Origin of the sequence: Paraburkholderia sp. IW21 (assembly GCF_041321145.1) — a bacterium.
Classification (GTDB): Bacteria; Pseudomonadota; Gammaproteobacteria; order Burkholderiales; family Burkholderiaceae; genus Paraburkholderia.
The window spans coordinates 58200-79900 of record NZ_JBGGWA010000012.1; the positions used below are offsets into that span (position 1 = coordinate 58200).

The window sequence follows — 21701 nt, forward strand, 5'->3', positions numbered from 1 at the left end:
CTGGGGGAGGAGTGCGGGTAAATGCCTGGTTGAAATCCGTCTTAGCATCGTAGATAGTACGTTATCGTACAACTAAGAGCGTGGCTTCGGTCCGGTGCAGCCACGGCTTGACCGCTTGCCTTTCCCCGGCTCTATCGCGCGCGGCGCTGTAAAGGAACCTTATGAAGAAGATTGCCCTGAGCGGGGCCGGCGGCCAGCTCGGTTCGGTAGTGCGGACTGCGTTGCTCGGACGCGGTATCCCGTTGCGCTCGGCCGCGGGCTCCAGGCCCCTGGTTCCTCTGGTTGACGGAGAGGATGTGATGCACGGCGACCTGCGCGATCCCGCTGTCGTGGATCGCCTGCTGAAGGGCGTCGACGTGCTGATCCACTTCGCGGGCACAAGCGTGGAGCGTCCGCTGCCCGAAATCATCGACAACAACCTGCGCGCTCTGGTCGAGGTGTACGAAGGCGCGCGCAGGCAAGGCGTTCGGCGCGTGGTGTTCGCCAGTTCGAACCACGCGATCGGCATGTATCCGGTCACGGAACATCTCAGCCTTGACTGTGAGTTGCGCCCGGACGGTTTCTACGGCCTGAGCAAGGTGTGGGGCGAAGCCTTGGCACGGATGTATTGGGACAAGCATGGCATCGAGAGCATTTGCGTGCGCATCGGCAGTTGCCTCGAACGGCCGACCGAGCCCAGGCACCTGAGCACATGGTTCGGCCATCGCGACCTGCTGCATTTCCTCGACCGCTGTGTCGAGGCAGACGACGTGGGATTCATCACCGTCTGGGGTGTCTCGGCCAACAAACGCAGCTGGTGGGACAACAGCAGTGCCGAACGCCTGGGGTATCAGCCGACCCAGGACGCCGAGGCATACGCCGAGGACGTTCTGGCGCGACCGAACCCGCTCGACGCTTTGGGCCAGCGTTACCAGGGCGGCAGCTTCGTCGGCATCGACTACTCGCGCGACGACATCGCGAGCGAAGACGCCGCGGGCCGGCCTTTCTGATTGGTTAGAGAATACGAGGAGACGCAGTCATGAAAATCAAGGGCATCCGCTGGTGGATGGTCAGCCTGGTCGCGGCCGGGCTCATCATCAACTACCTTGCGCGTAACACGCTGTCGGTGGCGGCGCCGACGTTGATGAAGGACCTCGACATCACGACCGCGCAGTACTCGCACGTCGTGGTTGCGTGGCAGTTGTGCTACGCCTTCATGCAGCCGGTCGCGGGCTACGTGCTCGATACCGTCGGCACCAAGATCGGCTTTGCGGTGTTCGCGCTGGCCTGGTCGCTGGCCTGCGCCGCGGCGGCATGGTCGACGGGCTGGCGCAGCCTGGCGTTCTTCCGCGGCGTGCTCGGTATCGCCGAAGCGGCCGGCATTCCGGCCGGCGTCAAGGCGACGAGCGAATGGTTCCCGGCCAAGGAGCGTTCGGTGGCGATCGGCTGGTTCAACATCGGCTCGTCCATCGGCGCGCTGCTCGCGCCGCCGCTGGTCGTTTGGGCGTTGTTGCATGGCCAATGGCAGTGGGCTTTCCTGATCGTCGGCGTGGCGGGGATCGTCTGGAGCGCGCTGTGGATGCTGCTGTACAAGCACCCGCGCAATCAGAAGCTGCTGGGTGACGCAGAGCGGGACTACATCCTTAGCGGGCAGGAGGCGAAGCACAGCGACGCCGGCGCGGTCAAGCGCAGTTGGACTGCCATGCTCGGCAGCCGCGGCTTCTGGGCAATCGGCATTCCCCGGATTCTCTCCGAGCCGGCCTGGCAGACCTTCAACGCCTGGATTCCGCTGTACATGATGACCGAGCGGCACATGAACCTGAAGGAGGTCGCGCTGTATGCGTGGATGCCCTTTCTGGCCGCGGATATCGGCTGCGTGCTCGGCGGCTACCTGAGCCCGTTGTTTCATCAGTACGCGAAGGTTTCGCTGTTCACGTCACGCAAGATGGTTTTTGTCGTCGGTGCGCTCTGCATGATCGGGCCGGCATGTGTCGGGCTGGTGGCGAGTCCTTACGCGGCCGTTGCGCTGCTGTGTGTCGGCGGCTTTGCCCATCAGACCTTGTCGGGTGCGCTGTACGCGATCACCTCCGACATGTTCGGCAAGAACGAGGTCGCCACCGCCACCGGCATGGGCGGGATGGCGGGCTACCTGGGCGCCGCTGCGTTCACGGCGCTGTTCGGCGTGTTGGTCACGCAGATCGGCTATAGCCCGTTGTTCGTGGTGCTGGCGGTGTTCGACATCATCGCGGCTGTTGTAGTGTGCCTGCTGGCGAGAAGCGCCGACAAGACGCCGCAGCCGCGCTGGACGGTGGCGGCTGCTGCGGCCAAGTGAGTGACGGGTCGGCCCGGCAGCGAGGAAGGTCGGGTAATGAAAATGGCGAAAAATGGCGGCGTCTTCGGGCGCCGTCATTTTTTGTGACTTGCCTGCTGTGTTTCGCGGCCCACCGGCTTTGAAGCTGCGAGCCGCCTGCCTGATCTGCGTAACCTGCGAGGCGAAGGATCACCTTCACCCCACACTCTCCCGCTTAACGCTGATTGACGACCGTGTTGTTGTAGGTTGTCGAACCGATCATCACGTTATTCAACGTGATTCCGTTGACGTTGTAGGCATAGATCGACCCAGGCGTCGTCGCGCTTGCGGGTCCGGCGGAGACTGCCGTCGTCACACCGTTATGGATGTCTCCTTGCCCTTTGCGGGCGTTGTGAGTGATCGTCATTGCTCGATGGGCCATGGCTCGTCGATCCGTCGCTTGAATATGCGGCGAAATCGAACCATGCTTCCATGGCCGTAAGTCATCCTTGATATTCGTAATAAAACTTTATTGGTGAGTGTGATTCGGTTGTCGTAGAGATTCGTGCGGACGCCGAGCGCGCACGTGTGCCGTTCCATCTTCTCTATTTGCATAGAGCAAACGGAACGGCACTGCGAGCGACGGCTGCCGGCTTAAGCGGTCTGCTGGCCGATTTCGTGATTAGCGAGTATTTCGAGCGCGCGCACCATCGCGGAGTGATCCCATGCTTTGCCGCCATGCGCCACGCAGGCGCTGAAGAGTGCCTGACAGGTGGCCGTATTCGGCAAGGAAACGCCGAGCGCCTGGGCGGTCGAGAGCGCGAGGTTCAGATCCTTCTGGTGGAGCTCGATTCGGAAACCCGGATCGAAAGTGCGCTTCGTCATCCGTTCGCCGTGCACTTCGAGAATGCGCGAGGATGCAAATCCGCCCATCAGCGCTTCGCGCACACGCGCCGGATCGACACCGGCTTTGGAGGCGAGCAGCAGCGCTTCGCCGACCGCCTCGATCGTCGCCGCGACGATCACCTGATTGGCGACCTTGCACACCTGTCCCGCACCTACCGCGCCGATCAGCGTGACGTTCTTGCCCATCATGTCGAAGAGCGGCTTCACGCTTTCGAAGGTCGCTGTTTCGCCGCCCACCATGATGGTCAACGAGCCCGCCTTCGCGCCGACTTCGCCGCCAGACACCGGTGCGTCCAGATAGTCCGCGCCGCGCTCGCGCACGCGTGCCGCGAAGTCGCGGGTGGCCATCGGCGAAATCGAGCTCATGTCGACCACCGTTTGTCCTGGGCGCAATGCTTCAGCGAGTCCCTGTTCGCCGAACAGCACACGTTCGACGTCCGGCGTGTCCGGCACCATGACGAAGATCACGTCGGCACGCGCGGCCACGGCGGCCGGGCTGTCGCACGCAATCGCGCCAGCCTGGGTGAGATCGTCCGGCACGCCGCTACGCGTGAACGCAGCAAGGGCGACGCCGTTCTTGAGAAGGTTGGCGGCCATGGGCTTGCCCATGATGCCGAGTCCGATAAAGCCTGCCTTTTGCATGGAAATCTCCGGAGATGTCATCGCGGCCGCTTTACTTCCGGTCCGCTTGTTTCAGCATGAAGTGTTTTTGAACTGTTTGCGCGGCGGCTTTCAGCAGCCCCATGTCCGCACAGACCGCGACGACGCGGCAACCCATCGAGATATAGCGCTCCGCGTCGGCCTGGACCGGCGCCAGGATGCCGCTCGGTTTGCCGGCGGCCTGCGCGCGCTCGACGACATGCGCGATCGCCTGCTGCACGTCGGGATGGTTCGGGTTGCCGATGTGGCCGTAGGCGGCCGCAAGATCGGAGGGGCCGACGAAAACGGCATCGACACCGTCCACGGCAAGAATCTCATCAATGTTGTCGACGGCTTTACGGCTTTCGATCTGAACGATGACGCAGACGTTGTCGTTGGCGATGTCGAAGTAGTTGGCCACGGTCGCATAGCGATTGCCTCGATGACTCACCGACACACCGCGGATGCCCTGCGGCGGGTAGCGCGTCGCGGCCACGGCGCGCGCGGCGTCGTCGGTGCTCTCGACGAACGGGACCAGAAAATTCGAGAAACCGCTATCGAGCAGCCGCTTGATGAACACGCTGTCATTGGCCGGGGGCCGCACGACCGGCGCGCTCGGACTGTCCTTGAGCGCCATCAACTGGGGGATCAGCGTCAGGACGTCGTTCGGCGCATGTTCGGCGTCCAGCAGCATCCAGTCGAAGCCGACAATCCCGAGGAGTTCCGTGGCAATCGGGCTGGCGAGCGAAGCCCAGCAGCCGATCAGGGTTTCGCCGCCGCAGACGGCGCGGCGAAAGCTATTGGGCAAGGGCTGGTAAGGCGTGGCGGCTGACATGGCATGTCTCCTGGAACTGCGATTGATCGGACAAGCGCCGATGTTTGCCCAAATCATGTTATAGGTCGTCGTACATCTAATTGAAGATTAGCACCGGCTCGTATTGCTGTAACGGGCTCGTAAACCCGAATTCGTGTCGGAGAAAGGGTTTCAGCTTGCGTGCATACTGCTCTATGTTGTAGGATGACTTATATCTAAAATGCCCATCCAAGGAAAGCGAAATGTCTATTACCGGCGACATGCTGATTGGCCGCAAAGCAGTGCGCGGCGATGAGAAACCCTTGCGCGCGTTCAATCCCGCTACGGGATCGGACATCGCTGAGCCGGTCTTCGGCAGCGGCTCGGTCGCGCATGTCGGGCTCGCCTGCGAGCTCGCTCAGCAAGCGTTCGACCCTTACCGGCAACTGCCGCTTACGGTGCGCGCCAAATTTCTCGAGCGCATCGCCGACGGCATCGCGGCATTGGGCGATGCATTGATCGAGCGCGCCCACCAGGAGTCCGGCCTGCCCAAGGCTCGCCTTGAGGGCGAGCGCGCCCGCACGATGGGGCAGCTCAATCTGTTTGCGCAAGTCGTGCGCGCCGGCCAATGGCTCGCCGCGACGCTCGATTCGCCGCTGCCCGAGCGCAAGCCGCTGCCGCGCTCCGACCTGCGCATGCAAAAGATTCCGCTGGGCCCGGTCGCGGTGTTCGGCGCCAGCAACTTCCCGCTCGCTTTTTCGGTGGCGGGCGGCGATACCGCAGCGGCGCTCGCGGCGGGCTGCGCGGTGGTGGTGAAGGCGCATCGCGCTCACCTGGGCACTTCGGAGATGGTCGGCCGGGTGATTCAGCAAGCCGCGCAGGAAATGGACCTGCCTGAAGGCGTGTTCTCGTTGATCGTCGGCGCAGGCAATCTGGTCGGTGAAGCGCTGGTTGCGCATCCGGCGATCAAGGCGGTCGGCTTTACGGGTTCGCGCGCAGGCGGCACGTCGCTGATGCGCGTCGCGGCCGCTCGTGCCGAACCGATTCCGGTCTACGCCGAAATGAGCAGCATCAACCCGGTGTTTCTGCTGTCGAACGCGTTGTCGCAACGCGGCGAAAGCATCGCACGTGGCTTCGTCGATTCGCTGGTGCTCGGCGCGGGGCAGTTCTGTACCAACCCAGGGCTCGCGATCGCTGTCGACGGCGACGCTCTCAAAGACTTCGTTGCGACGGCGTCCGAGGCGCTGAGCGGCAAGCCGGCTCAGACCATGCTGACGGCCGGCATTCACGCCGCCTATGAAGAAGGCGAGGACAAGCTGGCGGCGACCCCGGGCGTCGAGGCGGTTGCACGCGGCGTCGACGCGACGGGCCCGACGCAGGCGCGCGCGGCATTGTTCGTGACGGATGCGCAGACGTTCCTGGCCACGCCGGCGCTGGAGGATGAGGTGTTCGGGCCCGCGTCGACCATCGTGCGTTGCAAGGGCGAGCAGGAAATGCTCACGGTTGCCGAGCACTTTGTCGGTCAGCTGACCGCTACGGTGCAGATGGACAGCGCCGATCTGCCGGCGGCGAAGAAGCTGGTGCCGATCCTCGAGCGCAAGGTTGGGCGGATTCTGGTCAACGGTTTCCCGACGGGTGTCGAGGTGTCGCACGCGATGGTCCACGGCGGCCCGTTCCCGGCCACGTCTGACAGCCGTGCAACCTCGGTGGGCACGACGTCGATCGAGCGTTTCCTGCGGCCTGTTTGCTATCAGGACTTCCCGGCCGATCTGCTGCCGGAGTCGCTGGCCGACGCCAATCCGTTGGACTTGTGGCGCAGTCGTGATGGCGAGATCACGCGCAGCTGAACGATGGGTGAGCGGCGCGCGTTTGGCAGAGCTAAAGTCCCCGAAGGGACCGGCCGCTGAGGCTCGATCCCGCGAGCTTTGACAATCACGCGGTCGCCCCCTGCGATTGACATTCCGGCGACACGCGGTAGCCTCCAAACTTAATCTACGCCCCAAACCCGTTCGATTCAGCGCATCCAATATCGTTGTTTGGACTCTGAATCGGCTAGTGAAGGTTCGGTAGTGTGCAGAAGCGCCAGAAGCGAAACTGTTGTTTTTCGTTTTAGTGTCGCAATCCATGCTATCGCCTTCAGCGGGAGGAAAATTGCGATAGATATTGAACAAGGGCGGAAATCGATAGATTTCCGCTTTTTCATTTAGAAGTAACCATTACTGAACATGTTCAGGTGACTAGTCTCTTGGACGGTGATGCTCTCATCGTGGCAGTTGCGGAAATCTCCGCTGATTTTCGTCTCTTCCCGTAATACTCGCGTGACATTATAGTGTCGGTCGGAAGCTATCCTTTTCCCGAACCTGAAGTTTGCGTTGAGTCCGCAATGCCGGCTGTGGGGAGCTCCTGTTTGCACGCGAGAATGCCGTTCTTTCCCATATTGAAAATATTTTTTGTCGTTATCGACAAAGTGAGTGTCTCCGTAGTTGGAGTTTCGACGAGGCGATTTTCTATTTTTTAGCTTAGTCAGCTGAGGTTGCAGTTCGCGGGAAAAGTTTCCCACAGCGTTGTGATTTTTGCATATTTCGACAATTTTTTCTAAATCATCTGCTACGAAATTCCGAATCGGAAGGCATAACGCCTGCTCATTAGCGGACGAGGACATTTCGTCAAAAATGATCGAGAAATTTTTTAATAGTCGAGCGATTACGTACCCAAAATAGTTTTTGAAATTTGGAATCGACTGGGTTGATGGACGAGCACGGCGAAATGCGATCGCAGCGCTGTCGGGCCGGCCCTCACCATGGGATAACGCGTCTCGCAGAGGATACGCGTCGTGCGGTTGGTTCATCGGCCTGCGCCGAAAGGAGTTTGTTTCACCGAGCCCAAATTCGCAGCTTTGCCAGCATATAGGCGGACACTAACCCGTGACCTCGATGGTCGCCTCTAGTACGGGCTCACCGGCACAAAACGCAAGGCCCGCTCCCGGTTAAGAGTAGCGGGCCTTGCGAGCGATACGGGTGGCGAATCAGCTGTTCGCTTCAGCGGCTTCGTTCGCGCGCCTCAGCCGCTCGCGGCTATTTGACAAATGCATGCGCATTGCCGCGCGCGCACCCTCGGCATCGTGCCGCGTGATCGCCTCGAGAATGCTTTCGTGCTCGAGGTTGACGAGCGACAGATAAGCGTCCGGTTCCGCGCGTGCGATGCCCGCGGAGTCGAGCCGGTTGCGCGGAATCAGCGCGCTGCCCATTTGCGTAAGGATGTCGACGAAATACCGGTTGCCGGTTGCCCGAGCCACGGAGATATGGAACTGCAAATCGGCGTCGACGCTATCCAGTCCGTTGTGGCGGGTTGCTTCGATCGCGTCGAGCGCCGTGCGCATGCGCGCGAGGTCGTCCGGTTTGGCCCGTTGAGCCGCGAGACCCGCGCATTCTGTTTCGAGGCTGATGCGCAGTTCCAGAATCGACAGCACGTCGCGCAACGTGGTGGCGGGCACCATGTCGATGCCCAGCTTTTCGCGCTGCGGTTCCAGCACGAAGCTGCCGATGCCGTGGCGTGTCTCGATGATCTTGCCCGCCTGCAAGCGTGAAATCGCTTCACGGATGACGGTGCGGCTCACGCTCAACGTGACCATCAATTGCGATTCGGTCGGCAGTTTGTCGCCGGGCTTCAAGGCGTTGGACGCAATTTGCTCGGTGACGTAGCTGACGACAAACTCGGCAAGATTACGCGCGCGTCGTGGCGGTGCGGCGGAAGCCAGTGGTGTAGCCATCGAAAACGCCCCTCGAATCAGATAGTTGCAGATACGTCCTGCGTCCCATTATACCGTCGTCTGACGACTGATTAAATAAACGCCGGATCATTTTCGGCGTCGATGTCAGATCTCGCGTCGGCGCCCGGTTGCAGGCGCCTCCTGGTGCGGCGGCGGTGCTTTCTCAGACGCTTTCGGGAAGTACGATAACTGCCCGGTGATCAGCGCCGGCGCAGTTCGACCCGTTTGATGTCTTTCACGATCACGAGATAGCTGAACACGGTCAGCAGCGCATTCAGACCGACGAAAACCAGCGCGCCGTTGAACGACCCGGTCTTCGCGACGAGATAGCCGATCACGATGGGCGTCACGATGCCCGCCACGTTGCCGAACATGTTGAAGATCGCACCCGACAGACCGAGGGCTTCCTTCGGCGCCGTATCCGCCACGACGGCCCAGCCGAGCGCACCGATGCCTTTGCCGAAGAATGCGAGCGACATGAGCGCGACCACGACCCAGTCGGTCGAAACGTAATTGCAGCCGATGATGGACACCGACAGCAGCATGCCGCCGACAATCGGCACCTTGCGCGCGACGGTAAGCGAATGGCCGCGCCGGATCAGACCGTCCGACAGGATGCCGCCGAGCACGCCACCGGAGAACCCGCAAATCGCCGGCAGGGAGGCCACCAGACCCGCGTGCAGAATCGTCATGCCGCGTGCCTGCACGAGGTAGATCGGAAACCAGGTCAGGAAGAAGTAGGTCAGCACGTTGATGCAGTACTGCGCGAGATACACGCCGAGCAGCATGCGAGTGGTCAGCAGTTGACGCACCAGGGACCAGCCGCCGACGCTAGCGACGTCCTCGGGCTGGGCCGCTTTCTGGTGCCCGTTCACCACGCCGCCACCCTGCTCGATGTAGTCCAGTTCGGCGCGCGAGACGCGTGGGTGGTCGGCGGGGTTCTTCATCACCTTCAGCCAGGCGAAGGCGAGCAGGAGCCCGGCCACGCCCGTCACGAGGTAGACCATGTGCCAGCCGAACGCATGGGTGAGCCAGGCCATCAGCGGCGTGAAAATGACCGCCGCGAAGTATTGGGCCGAATTGAAAATGGCGGACGCCGTGCCACGTTCATTCGTGGGGAACCAGCTGGCAACGACCTTGGCATTGGCCGGAAACGCCGGCGATTCCGCAGCGCCCATCGCGAAGCGCAAGACGAACAGCCCAGTGACGGCGGCGGCTGCACTGCCCAGCAAGCCGATCGAGCTTTGCAGCAACGTAAACAACGACCACAGGAAAATGCTCGCCGCGTAGACGCGCCGCGCACCGAACCGGTCGAGGAGCCACCCTGCCGGCAGTTGCGACAGAACATAGGCCCAGCTAAACGCGGAGAAGATGTAGCCCATCCTGATCGCGTCGAAGCCGAACTCGGCGCGCATCGCGGAGCCGGTTACCGAGAGCGTGGCGCGGTCCGCGTAATTGAACGTTGTGATCAGAAAGATCAACAGCAGAATCGTGTAGCGGACGTTAGTGCGCTTCCCGGCATGGGCGGGGCTGGCCGCGCGGCTCATTTCCATCGTCATCTCCTGAATTTTTATGCAAGGGAGCGGGCTCCCAGGCCTTGCGCCGCAACCGGCCGTTGACCACGGTTCTCGCCGGTCAAGCTCGCGCTTCTTGATGGGAAGCACAACCTGGCGCGATGGCGCGATGGCGCGGTAAAAAACGCCCGGCAACGTTGCCGTCCCGGGCGTTTTTTGCGAAGCCGTGTGCGCGACCCAGGTTCGCACGGCCGTTGGGCGCTTGCTGCGCTTATGACTTACTGCGGGCCGAGCGTCTTGATGAGCGCGTCGAGCTTGCCCATTTCTTCTTCGGTCAGATCGGTCAGCGGAGCGCGCACTGGTCCGGCATCATGGCCCACCAGCTTCGCGCCGGCCTTCACGATGCTGACCGCGTAGCCCGCACGGCGGTTGCGGATCGCCAGATACGGCAGGAAGAATTCGTCGATCAGCTTGCCGACGGTAGCGTGGTCGTCCGCGGCAATCGCGCGGTAGAAGTCCATCGCGGTCTTCGGGATGAAGTTGAATACCGCCGACGAATACACCGGCACGCCCAGCGCCTTGTAGGCCGCGGCATAGACTTCCGCGGTCGGCAGGCCGCCGAGATACGAGAAGCGATCGCCCAGACGGCGGCGGATCGTCACCATGTTTTCGATCTCGCCTACGCCGTCCTTGAAACCGATCAGATTGGGGCAGCGCTCGGCCAGCCCTTCGAGCATGTGGGCGTTAAGCTTGGAGTTCGCGCGGTTATAGATGATCACGCCCATGTTCGGCACGGACTTGCAGACTTCTTCCGCGTGCGCCGCGATGCCTTCCTGGCAGGCTTCGGTCAGGTAATGCGGCATTAGCAGAATGCCGTTCGCGCCGTGACGTTCGGCTTCCCGTGCGTATGCAATCGCCACGCGGGTCGGGCCGCCGGCGCCGGCGAGGATCGGCACCTTGCCTTTGCAGACTTCGGCTGCCGTGCGAACCACGTTGGAATAATCGTTGTGCGTGAGCGAGAAGAATTCGCCCGTACCGCCGGCGACGAAGAGTGCCGAAGCGCCGTAAGGAGCGAGCCATTCCAGGCGCTCGGCATAGGTGTCGGCGCGAAACTCGCCTTGTGCGTCGAAGTCGGTCACGGGGAAGGACAGAAGGCCTTCCGAAACGATCTGCTTCAGTTCCTGCGGTGTCGTCATGATGAGTATCCAAGGCGTCGAATAGAGGTCGATAGGTAGAAATGGAGATTTCTTATACGTCATCGTACAACAACAAATCGGCTAACTCAACGATGTTTTGGCGGCATAATGCGCGCCCTAGGGTAAATACGGAACGCCTGCGCAATCTTTCATGTTGTAGGATGACGTATGAATGGCTGGTGCAGCAGGCGTTAAGCGCCATAAGGATCGATGCAATGGAACAACCCCCGCTCTACATTCGCGTTCACCCCAATGACAATGTCGCGATCGTCGTCAACGACGGCGGTCTGGGTGAGGGCGCCGTATTTCCCGATGGTCTTGCGCTGCGCGAGCGTGTGCCGCAAGGGCACAAGGTCGCATTGACCGATCTCGCGGAAGGCGACGAGGTCATCCGCTATAACGTGGTGATCGGCTACGCGCTCAAGGCCTTGCCGAAGGGCAGCTGGATCAACGAGCACGTGATCCGCATGCCGAGTCCGCCGGGACTGGACGATCTGCCTATCGCCACCATCAAGGCGCCGGACATGCCGCCGCTGGAGGGTTTCACGTTCGAGGGCTATCGCAACGCTGACGGCTCGGTGGGCTCGCGCAACATTCTGGCGATCACGACCACGGTGCAATGCGTGGCCGACGTGGTTCAGCATGCGGTCACGCGAATCAAGGCCGAGTTGCTGCCGCAATACCCGAACGTCGACGATGTAGTGAGCCTCGGCCACACGTATGGTTGCGGCGTCGCGATCGACGCCCCGGACGCGATGGTGCCGATCCGCACCGTGCGCAACATCAGTCTGAATCCGAATTTCGGCGGCGAAGTGATGATGGTCAGCCTCGGTTGCGAGAAGCTGCAGCCTGAACGTCTGATGCCGCCGGGCACGATTCCTATTGCGGCGGCTGCGAATGTCGCCGAAGTCGCGGACATCGGCGACGTCGAGGCAGACATGAATGGCGACGTGGTCGTGCTTCAGGACGAAGCGCACGTCGGTTTTCAGTCGATGATCGAGTCGATCATGAGAATGGCCGACGGGCATCTGAAGCGGCTGAACAATCGCCGCCGCGAAACCTGCCCGGCCTCCGATCTGGTGATCGGCGTGCAATGCGGCGGCAGCGACGCATTTTCCGGGCTGACCGCGAATCCCGCGGTGGGCTTCGCCACCGACTTGCTGGTACGCGCCGGTGCAACCGTAATGTTCTCCGAAGTCACCGAAGTGCGCGACGGTGTCGATCAACTGACGGCACGCGCGGCCAACGCGGAGGTCGCTGCGGCGATCATTCGCGAGATGCAGTGGTACGACGATTATCTGAAGCGTGGCGGCGCCGACCGCAGCGCCAACACCACGCCTGGCAACAAGAAGGGCGGCTTGTCGAACATCGTTGAAAAGGCGATGGGGTCGATCATCAAATCGGGCAATTCGGCTATTTCGGGCGTGCTCTCGCCGGGCGAAAAGGTCAAGCAGAAGGGCCTGATTTACGCGGCCACGCCGGCCAGCGATTTCATCTGCGGCACGCTGCAGGTCGCGGCGGGCATCAACCTGCATGTGTTCACCACGGGCCGTGGCACGCCGTACAGCCTCGCGGAAGTCCCCGTCATCAAGGTCGCCACGCGCTCCGATCTCGCGCGCCGCTGGCATGACCTGATGGATATCAACGCAGGCACCATCGCCACCGGCGCCGCGACGATCGAAGACGTGGGCTGGGAACTGTTCCGCCTGATGCTCGACGTCGCAAGCGGGCGCAAGCAGACCTGCGCGGAGAAGCTCAAGCTCCACAATGCGTTGACGCTGTTCAATCCGGCGCCGGTGACCTGATAGTGCTGATAGAAATCACGACAAAGACTTAGACATGACTGACTCGAACCTCGACCGCCCGGCGGCACAGAAACCTTTTCGCCGTCTTCTGCTCACCGGCGCTGCCGGCAATCTCGGCCAGCAGTTGCGCGGTGCGCTCGCCGCGTGGGCCGATGTTGTGCGCGTCACCGATATCGCGCCGCTGGGCGTTGTGGCGGCGCATGAGGAAGCATCGATTGCCGACCTTGCAGATGAAGCGGCCGTTCACGCGCTGCTCGAAGGTGTGGATGCGGTCGTTCATCTCGGCGGCATTTCCGTCGAGGCACCGTTCGACGATCTGCTCGAAGCGAATATCCGCGGTCTGTACAACCTCTATTCGGCCGCGCAGAAGCAGGGCGTCAAGCGCATCGTGTACGCCAGCTCGAATCACGCGGTGGGTTTTCATCCGACGACGTCGGTGATCGATATCGACGCGCCGCTGCGTCCCGACAGCCTGTACGGCGTGACGAAGTGCTTCGGCGAATCGCTGTCGCGCTATTACTTCGACCGCTTCGGTCTCGAGACGGTGTGCCTGCGGATCGGCTCGTCGTTCGAGCGGCCTAAGAATCCGCGCATGCTCGTCACGTATCTGAGCTTTCGCGACTTCATCGAACTCGTACGCTGCTCGCTGTTCACCAACCGGGTGGGACACGCGATCGTTTATGGCGTTTCGGATAACCGGACCAAGTGGGTGGATAACACGAAGGCCGCATTCCTCGGCTTTCGTCCGCAGGACAGTTCGATCGAGTTCGAGCACCTCTTTCCGGTCACAGCGCCCACCGCCGAACTGGATGATCCGACGCAGCGTTTCCAGGGCGGCGCGTTCGTGCTGGCCGGTCCGATGGAGCCGAAACGATGAGTGTCATGGCGAATCCGCGGGTGGAGCGCGTCGAGGCGGCAGGGGAGGCGCCCGCGTCGGTCGGCGAGAGCCCGGTGTGGCGTGCTGCGGAACAGGCGCTCTACTGGGTGGATATTCCGGCGCGGAAGATCGTGCGGCTGCGGCTCGGCACTGGCGAGCGGTCTGAGTGGGTATTGCCGGAGAAGGTGGCCTGCCTGGCGTTCGATCATCGCGGCACGGTGCTGGCGGGCTGCGAGACTGGGCTTTTTGCGGTCACGCTGACTGAAGGCGCGTCCAACGGCGAACCGCTGGCAGTGACCGGAAAGAAACTCGCCGCGCCGATATTCCCATTTGCCGATATGCGTTTCAACGACGGCCGCTGCGACCGGCAAGGGCGCTTCTGGTCCGGCACGATGGTGCAGGACATGGCAGCGGCTAATCCTGCCGGCGCGCTGTATCGGTTCGACGCGCAAGGTGGATTGTCCGAGCCCGTCGTCGATGCGTTGATCACCCAAAATGGTCTGGCGTGGTCGCCCGATGGGACCACGATGTATCTGTCCGACTCGCATCCTTTGCGCCGGCAGATCTGGGCATTCGATTACGACATCGAAGCGGGCGAGCCGCGCAATCGGCGCATGTTTGCCGACCTGCATGACTACGCCGGGCGGCCCGACGGCGCGGCGGTGGATGCCGACGGCTGCTACTGGATTTGCGCGAACGACGCGGGCCTGCTGCTGCGCTTCACCCCGCAAGGCAAGCTGGACCGACAGATTGCGTTACCGGCCGTGAAGCCGTCGATGTGCGCGTTCGGCGACCGCGATCTGGCTACCTTGTTCGTCACGTCGATTCGTCCGGCAGTTGGTGCCAATGAGCACGACGGCCATCTGTTTGCGGTTCGTCCCGGTGTGACCGGGTTGCCCGAGCCCGAATATGCGGGCGAACTATAAAAGATACGTGCGTGAGACGAGCGTTGGCGTGCTGCCATGCCGATCCTTGACGTTTTCCACCTTTATTCGTCACTCGTCGTACAACATCGTGGCGTAAAAACCACTTTCCGGCCTCGCTCCTTTCTACGAAAAATATAGTGTCTTGAAGCGCGGAATTCGCTCTCCGGCGCTTCTGGCTTGACTATTGGCGTGTAGATTTAATACGGAAACTATTACGCCCGTACTTCTGTCGTGCGGGTAAATACCGGCTGTACAACTCAAATCGTGTTTTATAGACTTCGTATGTCGTCGTACAACATACGAGTCCAAACAAACTCCTTTCGAGATAGCTTTGGATCGCTGGACGAAGCGGGCAGCGTTCTCCGCGCACGTGACCACTCGCGCGGGGCTCATGCCGATACAGTCGAAGTAAAGAAGTCGAGTTGTCTGACAGGAGTGCTGAGCATCTGTGCCGGGGACGTCTAACAGGTCAGCATGGCAAAGCGCTCGCTACCCGCAGGGCGGCGCGCGTGGAGTTGGGAGACGCATCAAACCCATGTCGCATTCGCCAGCGGCCCTCCGAAAGCGGCCCTCCGCAATCGATTTGATGATCTATTTTTCAAGGAATGTCACGATGAACAAGAAGTTTGCCACTTCCCGTGTTTCGATGATTGTCGCGGCCTCCGTGCTCGCATTTAGCACCGTGTCGGCGCACGCGCGCGTATTCCGGGTATCGGACGTGCATGGCGACACCTATCCGACCAACATGGCCGTGAAATACATGGGTGAGGAAATCAGCAAGGCGACCGGTGGCAAGGATTCCGTGAAGGTCTTCGGCAATAGCGCGCTGGGTTCCGAAAACGACACGATCGATCAGGTGCGCATCGGCGCACTGGATATGGCTCGCGCCAACGGTGCCGCATTCAACGAGATCGTTCCGGAGTCGATGATTCCGTCGCTGCCGTTCCTGTTTCGCGACATCGACCATTTCCGCAAAGTGATGTACGGCCCGGAAGGCCAGAAGATTCTCGACGCCTTCAAGGCGAAGGGCATGATCGCGCTGACGTTCTACGAGAGCGGCGCGCGTTCCATGTACGCGAAGAAGGCCATCCATTCGCCGGCCGATATGAAGGGCCTCAAGGTGCGCGTGCAGCCTTCGGATCTGATGGTCGACGAAATCAAGGCGATGGGCGGCACGCCGACGCCGATGCCGTTCGCCGAAGTCTATACGGGCCTGAAGACGGGTCTGGTGGATGGCGCGGAAAACAATCTGCCGTCGTACGAAGAGACCAAGCACTTCGAAGTCGCGCAGGTCTATTCCGAAACCCGGCATTCGATGACGCCGGAAGTGCTGGTGTTCTCCAAGAAGGTGTGGGACACACTAGCGCCGCAAGAGCAGGAAATCATCAAGAAGGCGGCGGCTGATTCGGTGCCTTACTACGAGAAGCTGTGGACCGCGCGCGAAAACGATGCGGCCAGGATGGTCACCAAGGGCGGCGCGACGATCATCACCGCGTCGCAGATCGACCGTCCGGCTTTCGTGAAGGCGATGCAGCCGGTCTGGGCGAAGTATGAAAAGACCCCGCAAATGAAGCAGCTCGTCGACGAAATCCAGGCGGTCAAATAAGTTCGGAAGTAACGCGGTGGCGAAAGACCTTGCAGCGAGCGCTGCAGGTTTTTCCCGCCGTATGGTTTCCTGAGCCGGTGACGGTTAGCAGGATTCCTGAAGATTAAATATAAGTCCGTTGTATGCAAGGATGGGGTCAATGAGATTCATGAAGCGCCCAAATGATTTTCTCTTCCACGTGCTGGTTGTCGTGGCGTCGGTGAGTCTCGCTGCGCTGTGCCTGTTGGTGATCTACAGCGTCGTGATGCGCTATGTCTTCAGCGACGCACCGGATTTCGTCGAACCCATTGCGCTCTTGCTGGTGATCGTGATCGCCATGTTCGGCGCCGCGCTCAAGGTTCGCGAGGGCGGTCACATCGGGCTTGACTCGCTCGTCAAGAAGTTGCCGCCGAAAGGGCAAGTGGTCGCCCACGCGTTCCAGCATATCTGCCTGATCGTGTTGGCCGTGGCGATTTTCTTCGGCTGTTCGCAGATGGCGGAGACGACGATGGACGACAAGATCCCGATTCTGGGCCTTCCGGAAGCGCTTCGTTATTTGATTCCGATCATTGCCAGCGCCTGCATTGCTCTGTTCTCGTTCGAGAACCTGCTGGGGCTTTTCGCACAGAAACAAAAATAGAAGAATCATGGAACTTGCCATCCTCTCAGTTAGTTTCCTCGTTTTCCTCGTATTCGGGGTTCCCGTTTCGTTCGCGTTGGGACTCTCATGCGTGCTGACCTATCTGTATGAAGGCTTGCCGGCGGCTACCGCCATGCAGTCGATGATTTCGGGAATGAACGCGTTTTCGTTCCTCGCGGTCCCGTTCTTCATTTTCTCCGGCGAGTTGATGTTGCACGGCGGTATCGCCGACCGCATCCTGCGTTTCGCGCAGGCCACGGTGGGCCATTTTCGCGGCGGGCTCGGCATGGCCAACGTGGTTGCCTGCACGCTGTTCGGCGGCGTGTCCGGTTCGCCGACGGCGGACACGTCCGCCATGGGCGGCGTCGTCATTCCGCTGATGAAGCGCGAAGGCTACAGCGCGGCTTATGCGGTCAACGTGACGACCCATTCGTCGCTGGCGGGCGCGCTGATGCCCACGTCGACGAACATGATCATCTATGCGTTCGCGGCCCAAGGCATCACCGGCACCTTGAACGGTCACCAGATGAGCGGTGTGTCGATCGGCGATCTGTTGTTTTCGGGTCTCTTGCCGGTTCTGTGGGTGATGGGTTTCGTGCTCATCGCTGCGTACTGGCAGGCGGTCAAGTTCGGCTATCCGCGCCGCCCTGACGGCTCGACCGAATTGCAGCGCTTTCCCGGCTGGTTCGCCGTGGCCCGCACGTTCCTCGGCGCGTTGCCCGGCTTGATGGTGATCGCGATCATTCTGGTCTGCGTGGCTAAGGGCATTGCCACAGCGACGGAAGCGGCAGCCATTGCCGTGTTTTATTCGCTGGTGTTGACCATCGTCGTGTACCGCACGATGACGATGAAGAAGCTCTTTCATGCGCTGTCCAAGGCGGCTAAAACCACCGGCGTGGTGCTGCTCCTGATCGGCGTGTCGAACATGCTGCGCTTCCAGATGGCTTATCTGGAGATTCCCGATGCAATCGAACGCATGCTCGATGGTGCGACGAGCCTGCCCTGGTTGATGCTGCTTTACATCAACGTCATCCAGATCTTCCTGGGCACGTTCGTCGACATGGCGGCACACATCCTGATCACCACGCCGTTATTCCTGCCAATGGCGATGCACGCCGGCGTCGGCCCCGTGCAGTTCGGGATCATGATTCTGCTGAACTGTGCGTTGGGCCTGGTTCACCCGCCGATCGGCTCGGTGCAGTTTATCGGCTGTGCAATCGGGAATGTGTCTATCGGTGAAACCACGAAGGTTGCTTGGCCATATTACCTGGCTATCTTCAGCGCGATCAACCTCGTGACTTACGTACCCATGTTTTCGACATGGTTGCCGAGCCTGATCAATGGCCACCCGGTGTTTTGAATGCTTGATTAAGAGTCGGCGCTGGTGATGCACTGCCAGGCACAAGGAATAAATTTTTTACAGAGGAGCAGAAATGAAAAAGGTATTAGCAACCTCGGCCCTTGGGTTGGTCGCTCTTGGCGCGCACGCTCAAAGCAGCGTGACGTTGTACGGTATCGTCGATACGGGGATCGGCTATCAGAGCAGCCAAACGTCGCTCGGTTCGACCAGCGGCGGTCACTCGGTCGTCAAGATGATCAACGGGATCTGGGCAGGCAGCCGCTTCGGCATGAAGGGCAGCGAGGACCTGGGCGGCGGCACGAAGGCGATCTTCCAGTTGGAAGAGGGCTTTAACAGCGCAACCGGCGCGCAGTCCGTCTCCGGCCTGGCGTTCAATCGGCAAGCGTATGTCGGCCTCGCCAATGCCACCTACGGCTCGTTCACCGCAGGCCGCCAGTACACGTCGTACTACACGCTGCTGTCGCCCTATAGCCCGACCACGTGGTTGACGGGCGCTTACGGCGCACACCCGGGCGATATCGATTCGCTGGACACGCTGTACCGCGCGAATAACTCGCTGGTTTATACGTCGCCGAACATGCACGGCTTGACGGTGAGCGGTTCGTATTCGGTGGGCGGTGTGGCGGGCAGCACCAATGCGGGCTCGACGTGGAGCGCGGCGGCGCAGTACCTCAACGGTCCGTTCGGTATCGCGGCGGGCTTCCAGCGCATCAACAACTCGACACCGGGCGGCGGTGCGTGGGGTCCTGACTCCACGACGTCGAATGCCGGCGCCCAAGCGGGTGTGTCGGGCATCAACAACGGCTATCAGACGGCGCAGGCGCAGCAGCGGGTTGCAGTGACGGGCGGTTATGCGTTCAGTTCGCAATGGGACGTCTCGTTCTCGTATTCGAACGTGCAATACGTTCCGGGCGTGAACTCGCTGTTCCACAGCGAAGCGATCTTCAACACGGCTGGCGCAGTGCTGCACTTCAAGCCGCTGTCGACGCTGGACCTGGCTGCCGGCTATAGCTATACGCGCGCAACGCAGTCGAACGGCATTTCGAGCTCGGCGCGCTATCAGCAGTTCAATCTCTCGCAGTACTACAGCCTTTCCAAGCGTACCGGGCTGTATGCGCTGGAGGCCTATCAACGTGCGGGCGGCCAGACCCTGGCCCCGACCAAGACCGGCACCAGCATCATCAACGCAACTGCCGATATCGGCGACGGCCAGAATGGCGCGCCGTCCTCGTCACGCAGCCAGTTTGCGGCAGGCGTGGGCATCATCCACAAGTTCTAATCGTGGCGTGGCGGCGTCTTGAGATGCCGCCACGGTGAGTTCGGCCGATCCGGACTTCACGGGATGGACGTTCAGGCGTCCGCTTCGGACCACAAACGTCCACCCGTTGCCCAGTTTTCGCGTTTGACGTCGGTGAGGATAATGTCCACCGAATTCGGTTCGACGCCAAGCGATTCGCAGGTAGCCTGGGTGATGGCTTCGACGAACTGGCGTTTCTGTTCCAGCGAGCGGCCTTCGAAGAGTTCGATATGAAACGTGGGCATTGCGTGACTCCGTGATCAACAACGTTAAGAAATGAATTCAGTCGCGATAAGTGCGGTCGAGCCGATCGAGCTTGCGTAGTAAAGCAGGCCATTCCAGCGCGCCCTCGATCGCGCCGCCGTCGTATAGCTGTTCGGCGGTGCGGGCGGCTACGGCATTGCCCGGCACCACGAGTTCGGCGCCGCATGCTTGCGCCTGCAACTGGATTTCGCATGCCTTGATCAGCGTCGCCATCAGCACGTAGGCTTCGGCGACGGTGCGGCCGGCGGTCAGCGTGCCGTGATTGCGCAACAGCATGGCCGGTTTGTCGGCGAGATGCGCGATGAGGCGAGCGCCTTCGGTGGGCGTAAAGGCCAGGCCTTCGTAATCGTGATACGCGAGGTGGCCGTAAAAACGCAGCGCATGTTGCGACGCCGGCAGCAAACCGGCCGGTTGCGCGGAAACCGCAACGCCCGCTGTATTGTGCAGGTGCATCACACAGAAAGCGTCAGCGCGTGCAGCATGCACGGCGGCGTGCAGCGCGAAACCGGTAGCGTTGACCGGATGTTCGCTTGCGCCGACGACGTTGCCTTCGATATCGATCTTCACCAGGTTGGACGCACGCACTTCGTCGAACGCGAGGCCGAACGGATTGATCAGGAAGTGGCCCGGTTCGCCGGGAACGCTCGCCGAGATATGTGTGTAGATCAGATCGTCCCAGCCGTTGAGCGCCGCTAGGCGATAGGCGGCGGCGAGGTCGACACGGGTCTGCTGCTCCGCTTCGGACAGCGGCCCCGTCTCGGCGACACGGCCTGCGGGCGTGTGGGTGAATGACATGTCTGTCTCCTGAGATTGCTCGATGGGTCTAAGCTTTGGCCTAAACCTGCCGCCTAAAACCCTGCGGCTTAATACCGGCGACTTAATACCTGCGGCCCAACCCTGCGGCGCTAATCCGCGCGCCGGACGGCCGCTGCCGTCGATGTGACGGAACGCGTGATTGAGGCGCTTTCCATTGTTTCGGGCGCCGCTGGGCCAAGCGTAAAGCGGCCGATGAGCCACTGCATGCACCACGTCGCGAGCACGAACGGTGCAGTCATGGCGGGCCAGCCAAAGTAAGTAGCGAACACTTGCAGCACAACCGAAACGGCAACCCCGCCGAGCGTCATCGCGACTCCGCAATCGGCCAGCGCGATCGCGGTCAGCGCGCCGTTGAATCCTAACAGGCCCGCGTCGAACGAGCCTGCATTCGCGCCGAGCAGCAGGTGCGCGGCGCTCGCGAGGCCCGCGCCGATCAACGCCCATAGCGCGTGGCGCCGCGATGCCGCGGCAATTCCGGTCAACACGAGCAAGCCCGGCCACGCGCCGGTCGCGAAGCCTGTTTGCGCGAACCCGGCGAGTAAGCCGCTACTCAATTGTGCTGCGCTGAGCGTGTACACGGTGGACAGGTTCGCTGGCAGTGTGCCGCCGGTCACTAACGGCAGCCAAAGCCACGTGACGATCAAACAGGGGCTCGAAAACACGCCAAGCCTACGCGCGCGCAGCCGGCGCGACCACGGTTCAAGCAGCCACGCGGTGCCCGTCGCGGCGAGAATCGCCACGGCGGCGGCGGTCGCATTGTCGGCGATGAAGCTGAACGCGGCGAGACCGGCTAGCGCACCGTTAAAGCCGTGCAAGCCGGCGCGCGTGTCATCCTCGCGATAGCCGGCCAGTATCGCGCTCACATTGGCCGCAACCGCACCCGTCAGCGCCGCGCATGCGAGGCGCGGATCGCATAGCAGCCACGCGGCGAGCAGGCAGGCGCCGGTGAAAGCGTTCGGTTGCAGCACGATCTGACCGAGACTGCGCAACAGCGTGCGCAAGACGGTGGATTGTGCTTCGGCGGCGGCGTGCATGGTTTGAGGGC

The 21701-nt window shown here is 61.5% G+C and carries 20 protein-coding genes; 10 read left to right on the plus strand and 10 right to left on the minus strand.

All coding sequences use genetic code 11. The features are described 5' to 3' along the window. The first annotated feature begins 161 nt into the window (after nucleotides 1-161). Nucleotides 162-989 carry an NAD-dependent epimerase/dehydratase family protein gene (locus tag ACAX43_RS25565; RefSeq protein ID WP_370711191.1) on the plus strand — a complete coding sequence of 276 codons (828 nt, stop codon included), beginning with the start codon at nucleotides 162-164 and terminating at the stop codon, nucleotides 987-989. Nucleotides 990-1018: 29 nt separating this feature from the next. Beyond that, nucleotides 1019-2311 carry an MFS transporter gene (locus tag ACAX43_RS25570; RefSeq protein WP_370711192.1) on the plus strand — a complete coding sequence of 431 codons (1293 nt, stop codon included), beginning with the start codon at nucleotides 1019-1021 and terminating at the stop codon, nucleotides 2309-2311. A gap of 193 nt (nucleotides 2312-2504) precedes the next feature. Here the strand turns inward: ACAX43_RS25570 and ACAX43_RS25575 are convergent, their stop codons facing one another. The 3 genes from ACAX43_RS25575 to garL all read right to left on the minus strand — a co-directional run bounded on the left by ACAX43_RS25575 (nucleotide 2505) and on the right by garL (nucleotide 4649). Further along, nucleotides 2505-2711, minus strand: a complete 207-nt coding sequence (locus ACAX43_RS25575) for a hypothetical protein (protein WP_370711340.1) — start codon at nucleotides 2709-2711, stop codon at nucleotides 2505-2507. Between the two features lie 212 nt (nucleotides 2712-2923). Further along, nucleotides 2924-3838: a 2-hydroxy-3-oxopropionate reductase gene (locus ACAX43_RS25580; protein ID WP_370711193.1), complete on the minus strand. Its 915-nt coding sequence runs from the start codon at nucleotides 3836-3838 to the stop codon at nucleotides 2924-2926. A gap of 10 nt (nucleotides 3839-3848) precedes the next feature. Then, complete coding sequence (gene garL / locus ACAX43_RS25585) at nucleotides 3849-4649, minus strand: 2-dehydro-3-deoxyglucarate aldolase (protein WP_370711194.1); 801 nt, start codon at nucleotides 4647-4649, stop codon at nucleotides 3849-3851. A gap of 221 nt (nucleotides 4650-4870) precedes the next feature. Between garL and ACAX43_RS25590 the strand changes: the two genes are divergently transcribed. Beyond that, nucleotides 4871-6454 (plus strand): aldehyde dehydrogenase (NADP(+)), encoded by a 1584-nt coding sequence (locus tag ACAX43_RS25590; RefSeq protein ID WP_370711195.1) that lies wholly within the window; start codon nucleotides 4871-4873, stop codon nucleotides 6452-6454. Nucleotides 6455-6810: 356 nt separating this feature from the next. On the opposite strand, the gene ACAX43_RS25595 is transcribed toward ACAX43_RS25590, so the two are convergent. The 4 genes from ACAX43_RS25595 to kdgD form a co-directional block, all read right to left on the minus strand. Continuing rightward, nucleotides 6811-7455 carry a hypothetical protein gene (locus ACAX43_RS25595; protein WP_370711196.1) on the minus strand — a complete coding sequence of 215 codons (645 nt, stop codon included), beginning with the start codon at nucleotides 7453-7455 and terminating at the stop codon, nucleotides 6811-6813. Between the two features lie 177 nt (nucleotides 7456-7632). Further along, on the minus strand, nucleotides 7633-8376 hold the full coding sequence (locus ACAX43_RS25600) for a FadR/GntR family transcriptional regulator (protein WP_091802078.1): 744 nt from the start codon (nucleotides 8374-8376) through the stop codon (nucleotides 7633-7635). A 200-nt stretch (nucleotides 8377-8576) separates the two neighbouring features. After that, a complete protein-coding gene (locus ACAX43_RS25605) occupies nucleotides 8577-9929 on the minus strand; it encodes an MFS transporter (protein ID WP_370711197.1) in 1353 nt (450 codons plus the stop codon). Nucleotides 9930-10168: 239 nt separating this feature from the next. Further along, nucleotides 10169-11086: a 5-dehydro-4-deoxyglucarate dehydratase gene (gene kdgD / locus ACAX43_RS25610; RefSeq protein ID WP_370711198.1), complete on the minus strand. Its 918-nt coding sequence runs from the start codon at nucleotides 11084-11086 to the stop codon at nucleotides 10169-10171. A gap of 215 nt (nucleotides 11087-11301) precedes the next feature. Between kdgD and garD the strand changes: the two genes are divergently transcribed. The 7 genes from garD to ACAX43_RS25645 all read left to right on the plus strand — a co-directional run bounded on the left by garD (nucleotide 11302) and on the right by ACAX43_RS25645 (nucleotide 19558). Next, nucleotides 11302-12891: a galactarate dehydratase gene (garD, locus tag ACAX43_RS25615; RefSeq protein ID WP_370711199.1), complete on the plus strand. Its 1590-nt coding sequence runs from the start codon at nucleotides 11302-11304 to the stop codon at nucleotides 12889-12891. Nucleotides 12892-12925: 34 nt separating this feature from the next. Further along, entirely contained in the window at nucleotides 12926-13768 is an 843-nt protein-coding gene (locus ACAX43_RS25620) for an NAD-dependent epimerase/dehydratase family protein (protein WP_370711200.1), read from the plus strand. Next, on the plus strand, nucleotides 13765-14694 hold the full coding sequence (locus ACAX43_RS25625) for an SMP-30/gluconolactonase/LRE family protein (protein ID WP_370711201.1): 930 nt from the start codon (nucleotides 13765-13767) through the stop codon (nucleotides 14692-14694). The genes ACAX43_RS25620 and ACAX43_RS25625 overlap by 4 nt, the downstream gene beginning before the upstream one ends. 613 nt (nucleotides 14695-15307) lie before the next feature. After that, on the plus strand, nucleotides 15308-16300 hold the full coding sequence (locus ACAX43_RS25630; protein ID WP_370711202.1) for a TRAP transporter substrate-binding protein: 993 nt from the start codon (nucleotides 15308-15310) through the stop codon (nucleotides 16298-16300). Between the two features lie 139 nt (nucleotides 16301-16439). Then, on the plus strand, nucleotides 16440-16919 hold the full coding sequence (locus ACAX43_RS25635) for a TRAP transporter small permease (RefSeq protein ID WP_370711203.1): 480 nt from the start codon (nucleotides 16440-16442) through the stop codon (nucleotides 16917-16919). Nucleotides 16920-16926: 7 nt separating this feature from the next. Beyond that, nucleotides 16927-18279, plus strand: coding sequence for a TRAP transporter large permease (locus ACAX43_RS25640; RefSeq protein ID WP_370711204.1), 1353 nt, complete (start codon nucleotides 16927-16929; stop codon nucleotides 18277-18279). A 73-nt stretch (nucleotides 18280-18352) separates the two neighbouring features. After that, the gene (locus tag ACAX43_RS25645; RefSeq protein ID WP_370711205.1) at nucleotides 18353-19558 is read left to right on the plus strand and encodes a porin; all 1206 of its coding nucleotides are present in this window, start codon (nucleotides 18353-18355) and stop codon (nucleotides 19556-19558) included. Nucleotides 19559-19629: 71 nt separating this feature from the next. Here ACAX43_RS25645 and ACAX43_RS25650 read toward each other — a convergent pair whose 3' ends face one another. From ACAX43_RS25650 to ACAX43_RS25660, 3 genes are all read right to left on the minus strand, one after another. Then, complete coding sequence (locus tag ACAX43_RS25650) at nucleotides 19630-19821, minus strand: 4-oxalocrotonate tautomerase (RefSeq protein WP_370711206.1); 192 nt, start codon at nucleotides 19819-19821, stop codon at nucleotides 19630-19632. Nucleotides 19822-19858: 37 nt separating this feature from the next. Then, nucleotides 19859-20635, minus strand: a complete 777-nt coding sequence (locus ACAX43_RS25655) for a class II aldolase/adducin family protein (RefSeq protein ID WP_370711207.1) — start codon at nucleotides 20633-20635, stop codon at nucleotides 19859-19861. Nucleotides 20636-20745: 110 nt separating this feature from the next. Further along, on the minus strand, nucleotides 20746-21690 hold the full coding sequence (locus ACAX43_RS25660; RefSeq protein WP_370711208.1) for an urea transporter: 945 nt from the start codon (nucleotides 21688-21690) through the stop codon (nucleotides 20746-20748). Nucleotides 21691-21701 lie beyond the last annotated feature (11 nt).

Bases quoted from the DNA above. Each gene is read 5' to 3' on its own strand.
- ACAX43_RS25625 (WP_370711201.1), top strand. From the start codon at position 13,765: ATGAGTGTCATGGCGAATCCGCGGGTGGAGCGCGTCGAGGCGGCAGGG.
- garD (WP_370711199.1), top strand. From the start codon at position 11,302: ATGGAACAACCCCCGCTCTACATTCGCGTTCACCCCAATGACAATGTC.
- ACAX43_RS25620 (WP_370711200.1), top strand. From the start codon at position 12,926: ATGACTGACTCGAACCTCGACCGCCCGGCGGCACAGAAACCTTTTCGC.
- ACAX43_RS25635 (WP_370711203.1), top strand. From the start codon at position 16,440: ATGAGATTCATGAAGCGCCCAAATGATTTTCTCTTCCACGTGCTGGTT.
- ACAX43_RS25630 (WP_370711202.1), top strand. From the start codon at position 15,308: ATGAACAAGAAGTTTGCCACTTCCCGTGTTTCGATGATTGTCGCGGCC.
- garL (WP_370711194.1), bottom strand. From the start codon at position 4,649: ATGTCAGCCGCCACGCCTTACCAGCCCTTGCCCAATAGCTTTCGCCGC.
- ACAX43_RS25640 (WP_370711204.1), top strand. From the start codon at position 16,927: ATGGAACTTGCCATCCTCTCAGTTAGTTTCCTCGTTTTCCTCGTATTC.
- ACAX43_RS25660 (WP_370711208.1), bottom strand. From the start codon at position 21,690: ATGCACGCCGCCGCCGAAGCACAATCCACCGTCTTGCGCACGCTGTTG.
- ACAX43_RS25650 (WP_370711206.1), bottom strand. From the start codon at position 19,821: ATGCCCACGTTTCATATCGAACTCTTCGAAGGCCGCTCGCTGGAACAG.
- ACAX43_RS25645 (WP_370711205.1), top strand. From the start codon at position 18,353: ATGAAAAAGGTATTAGCAACCTCGGCCCTTGGGTTGGTCGCTCTTGGC.
- ACAX43_RS25580 (WP_370711193.1), bottom strand. From the start codon at position 3,838: ATGACATCTCCGGAGATTTCCATGCAAAAGGCAGGCTTTATCGGACTC.
- ACAX43_RS25605 (WP_370711197.1), bottom strand. From the start codon at position 9,929: ATGGAAATGAGCCGCGCGGCCAGCCCCGCCCATGCCGGGAAGCGCACT.
- ACAX43_RS25575 (WP_370711340.1), bottom strand. From the start codon at position 2,711: ATGGCCCATCGAGCAATGACGATCACTCACAACGCCCGCAAAGGGCAA.
- ACAX43_RS25570 (WP_370711192.1), top strand. From the start codon at position 1,019: ATGAAAATCAAGGGCATCCGCTGGTGGATGGTCAGCCTGGTCGCGGCC.
- ACAX43_RS25565 (WP_370711191.1), top strand. From the start codon at position 162: ATGAAGAAGATTGCCCTGAGCGGGGCCGGCGGCCAGCTCGGTTCGGTA.
- ACAX43_RS25595 (WP_370711196.1), bottom strand. From the start codon at position 7,455: ATGAACCAACCGCACGACGCGTATCCTCTGCGAGACGCGTTATCCCAT.
- ACAX43_RS25590 (WP_370711195.1), top strand. From the start codon at position 4,871: ATGTCTATTACCGGCGACATGCTGATTGGCCGCAAAGCAGTGCGCGGC.
- ACAX43_RS25600 (WP_091802078.1), bottom strand. From the start codon at position 8,376: ATGGCTACACCACTGGCTTCCGCCGCACCGCCACGACGCGCGCGTAAT.
- ACAX43_RS25655 (WP_370711207.1), bottom strand. From the start codon at position 20,635: ATGTCATTCACCCACACGCCCGCAGGCCGTGTCGCCGAGACGGGGCCG.
- kdgD (WP_370711198.1), bottom strand. From the start codon at position 11,086: ATGACGACACCGCAGGAACTGAAGCAGATCGTTTCGGAAGGCCTTCTG.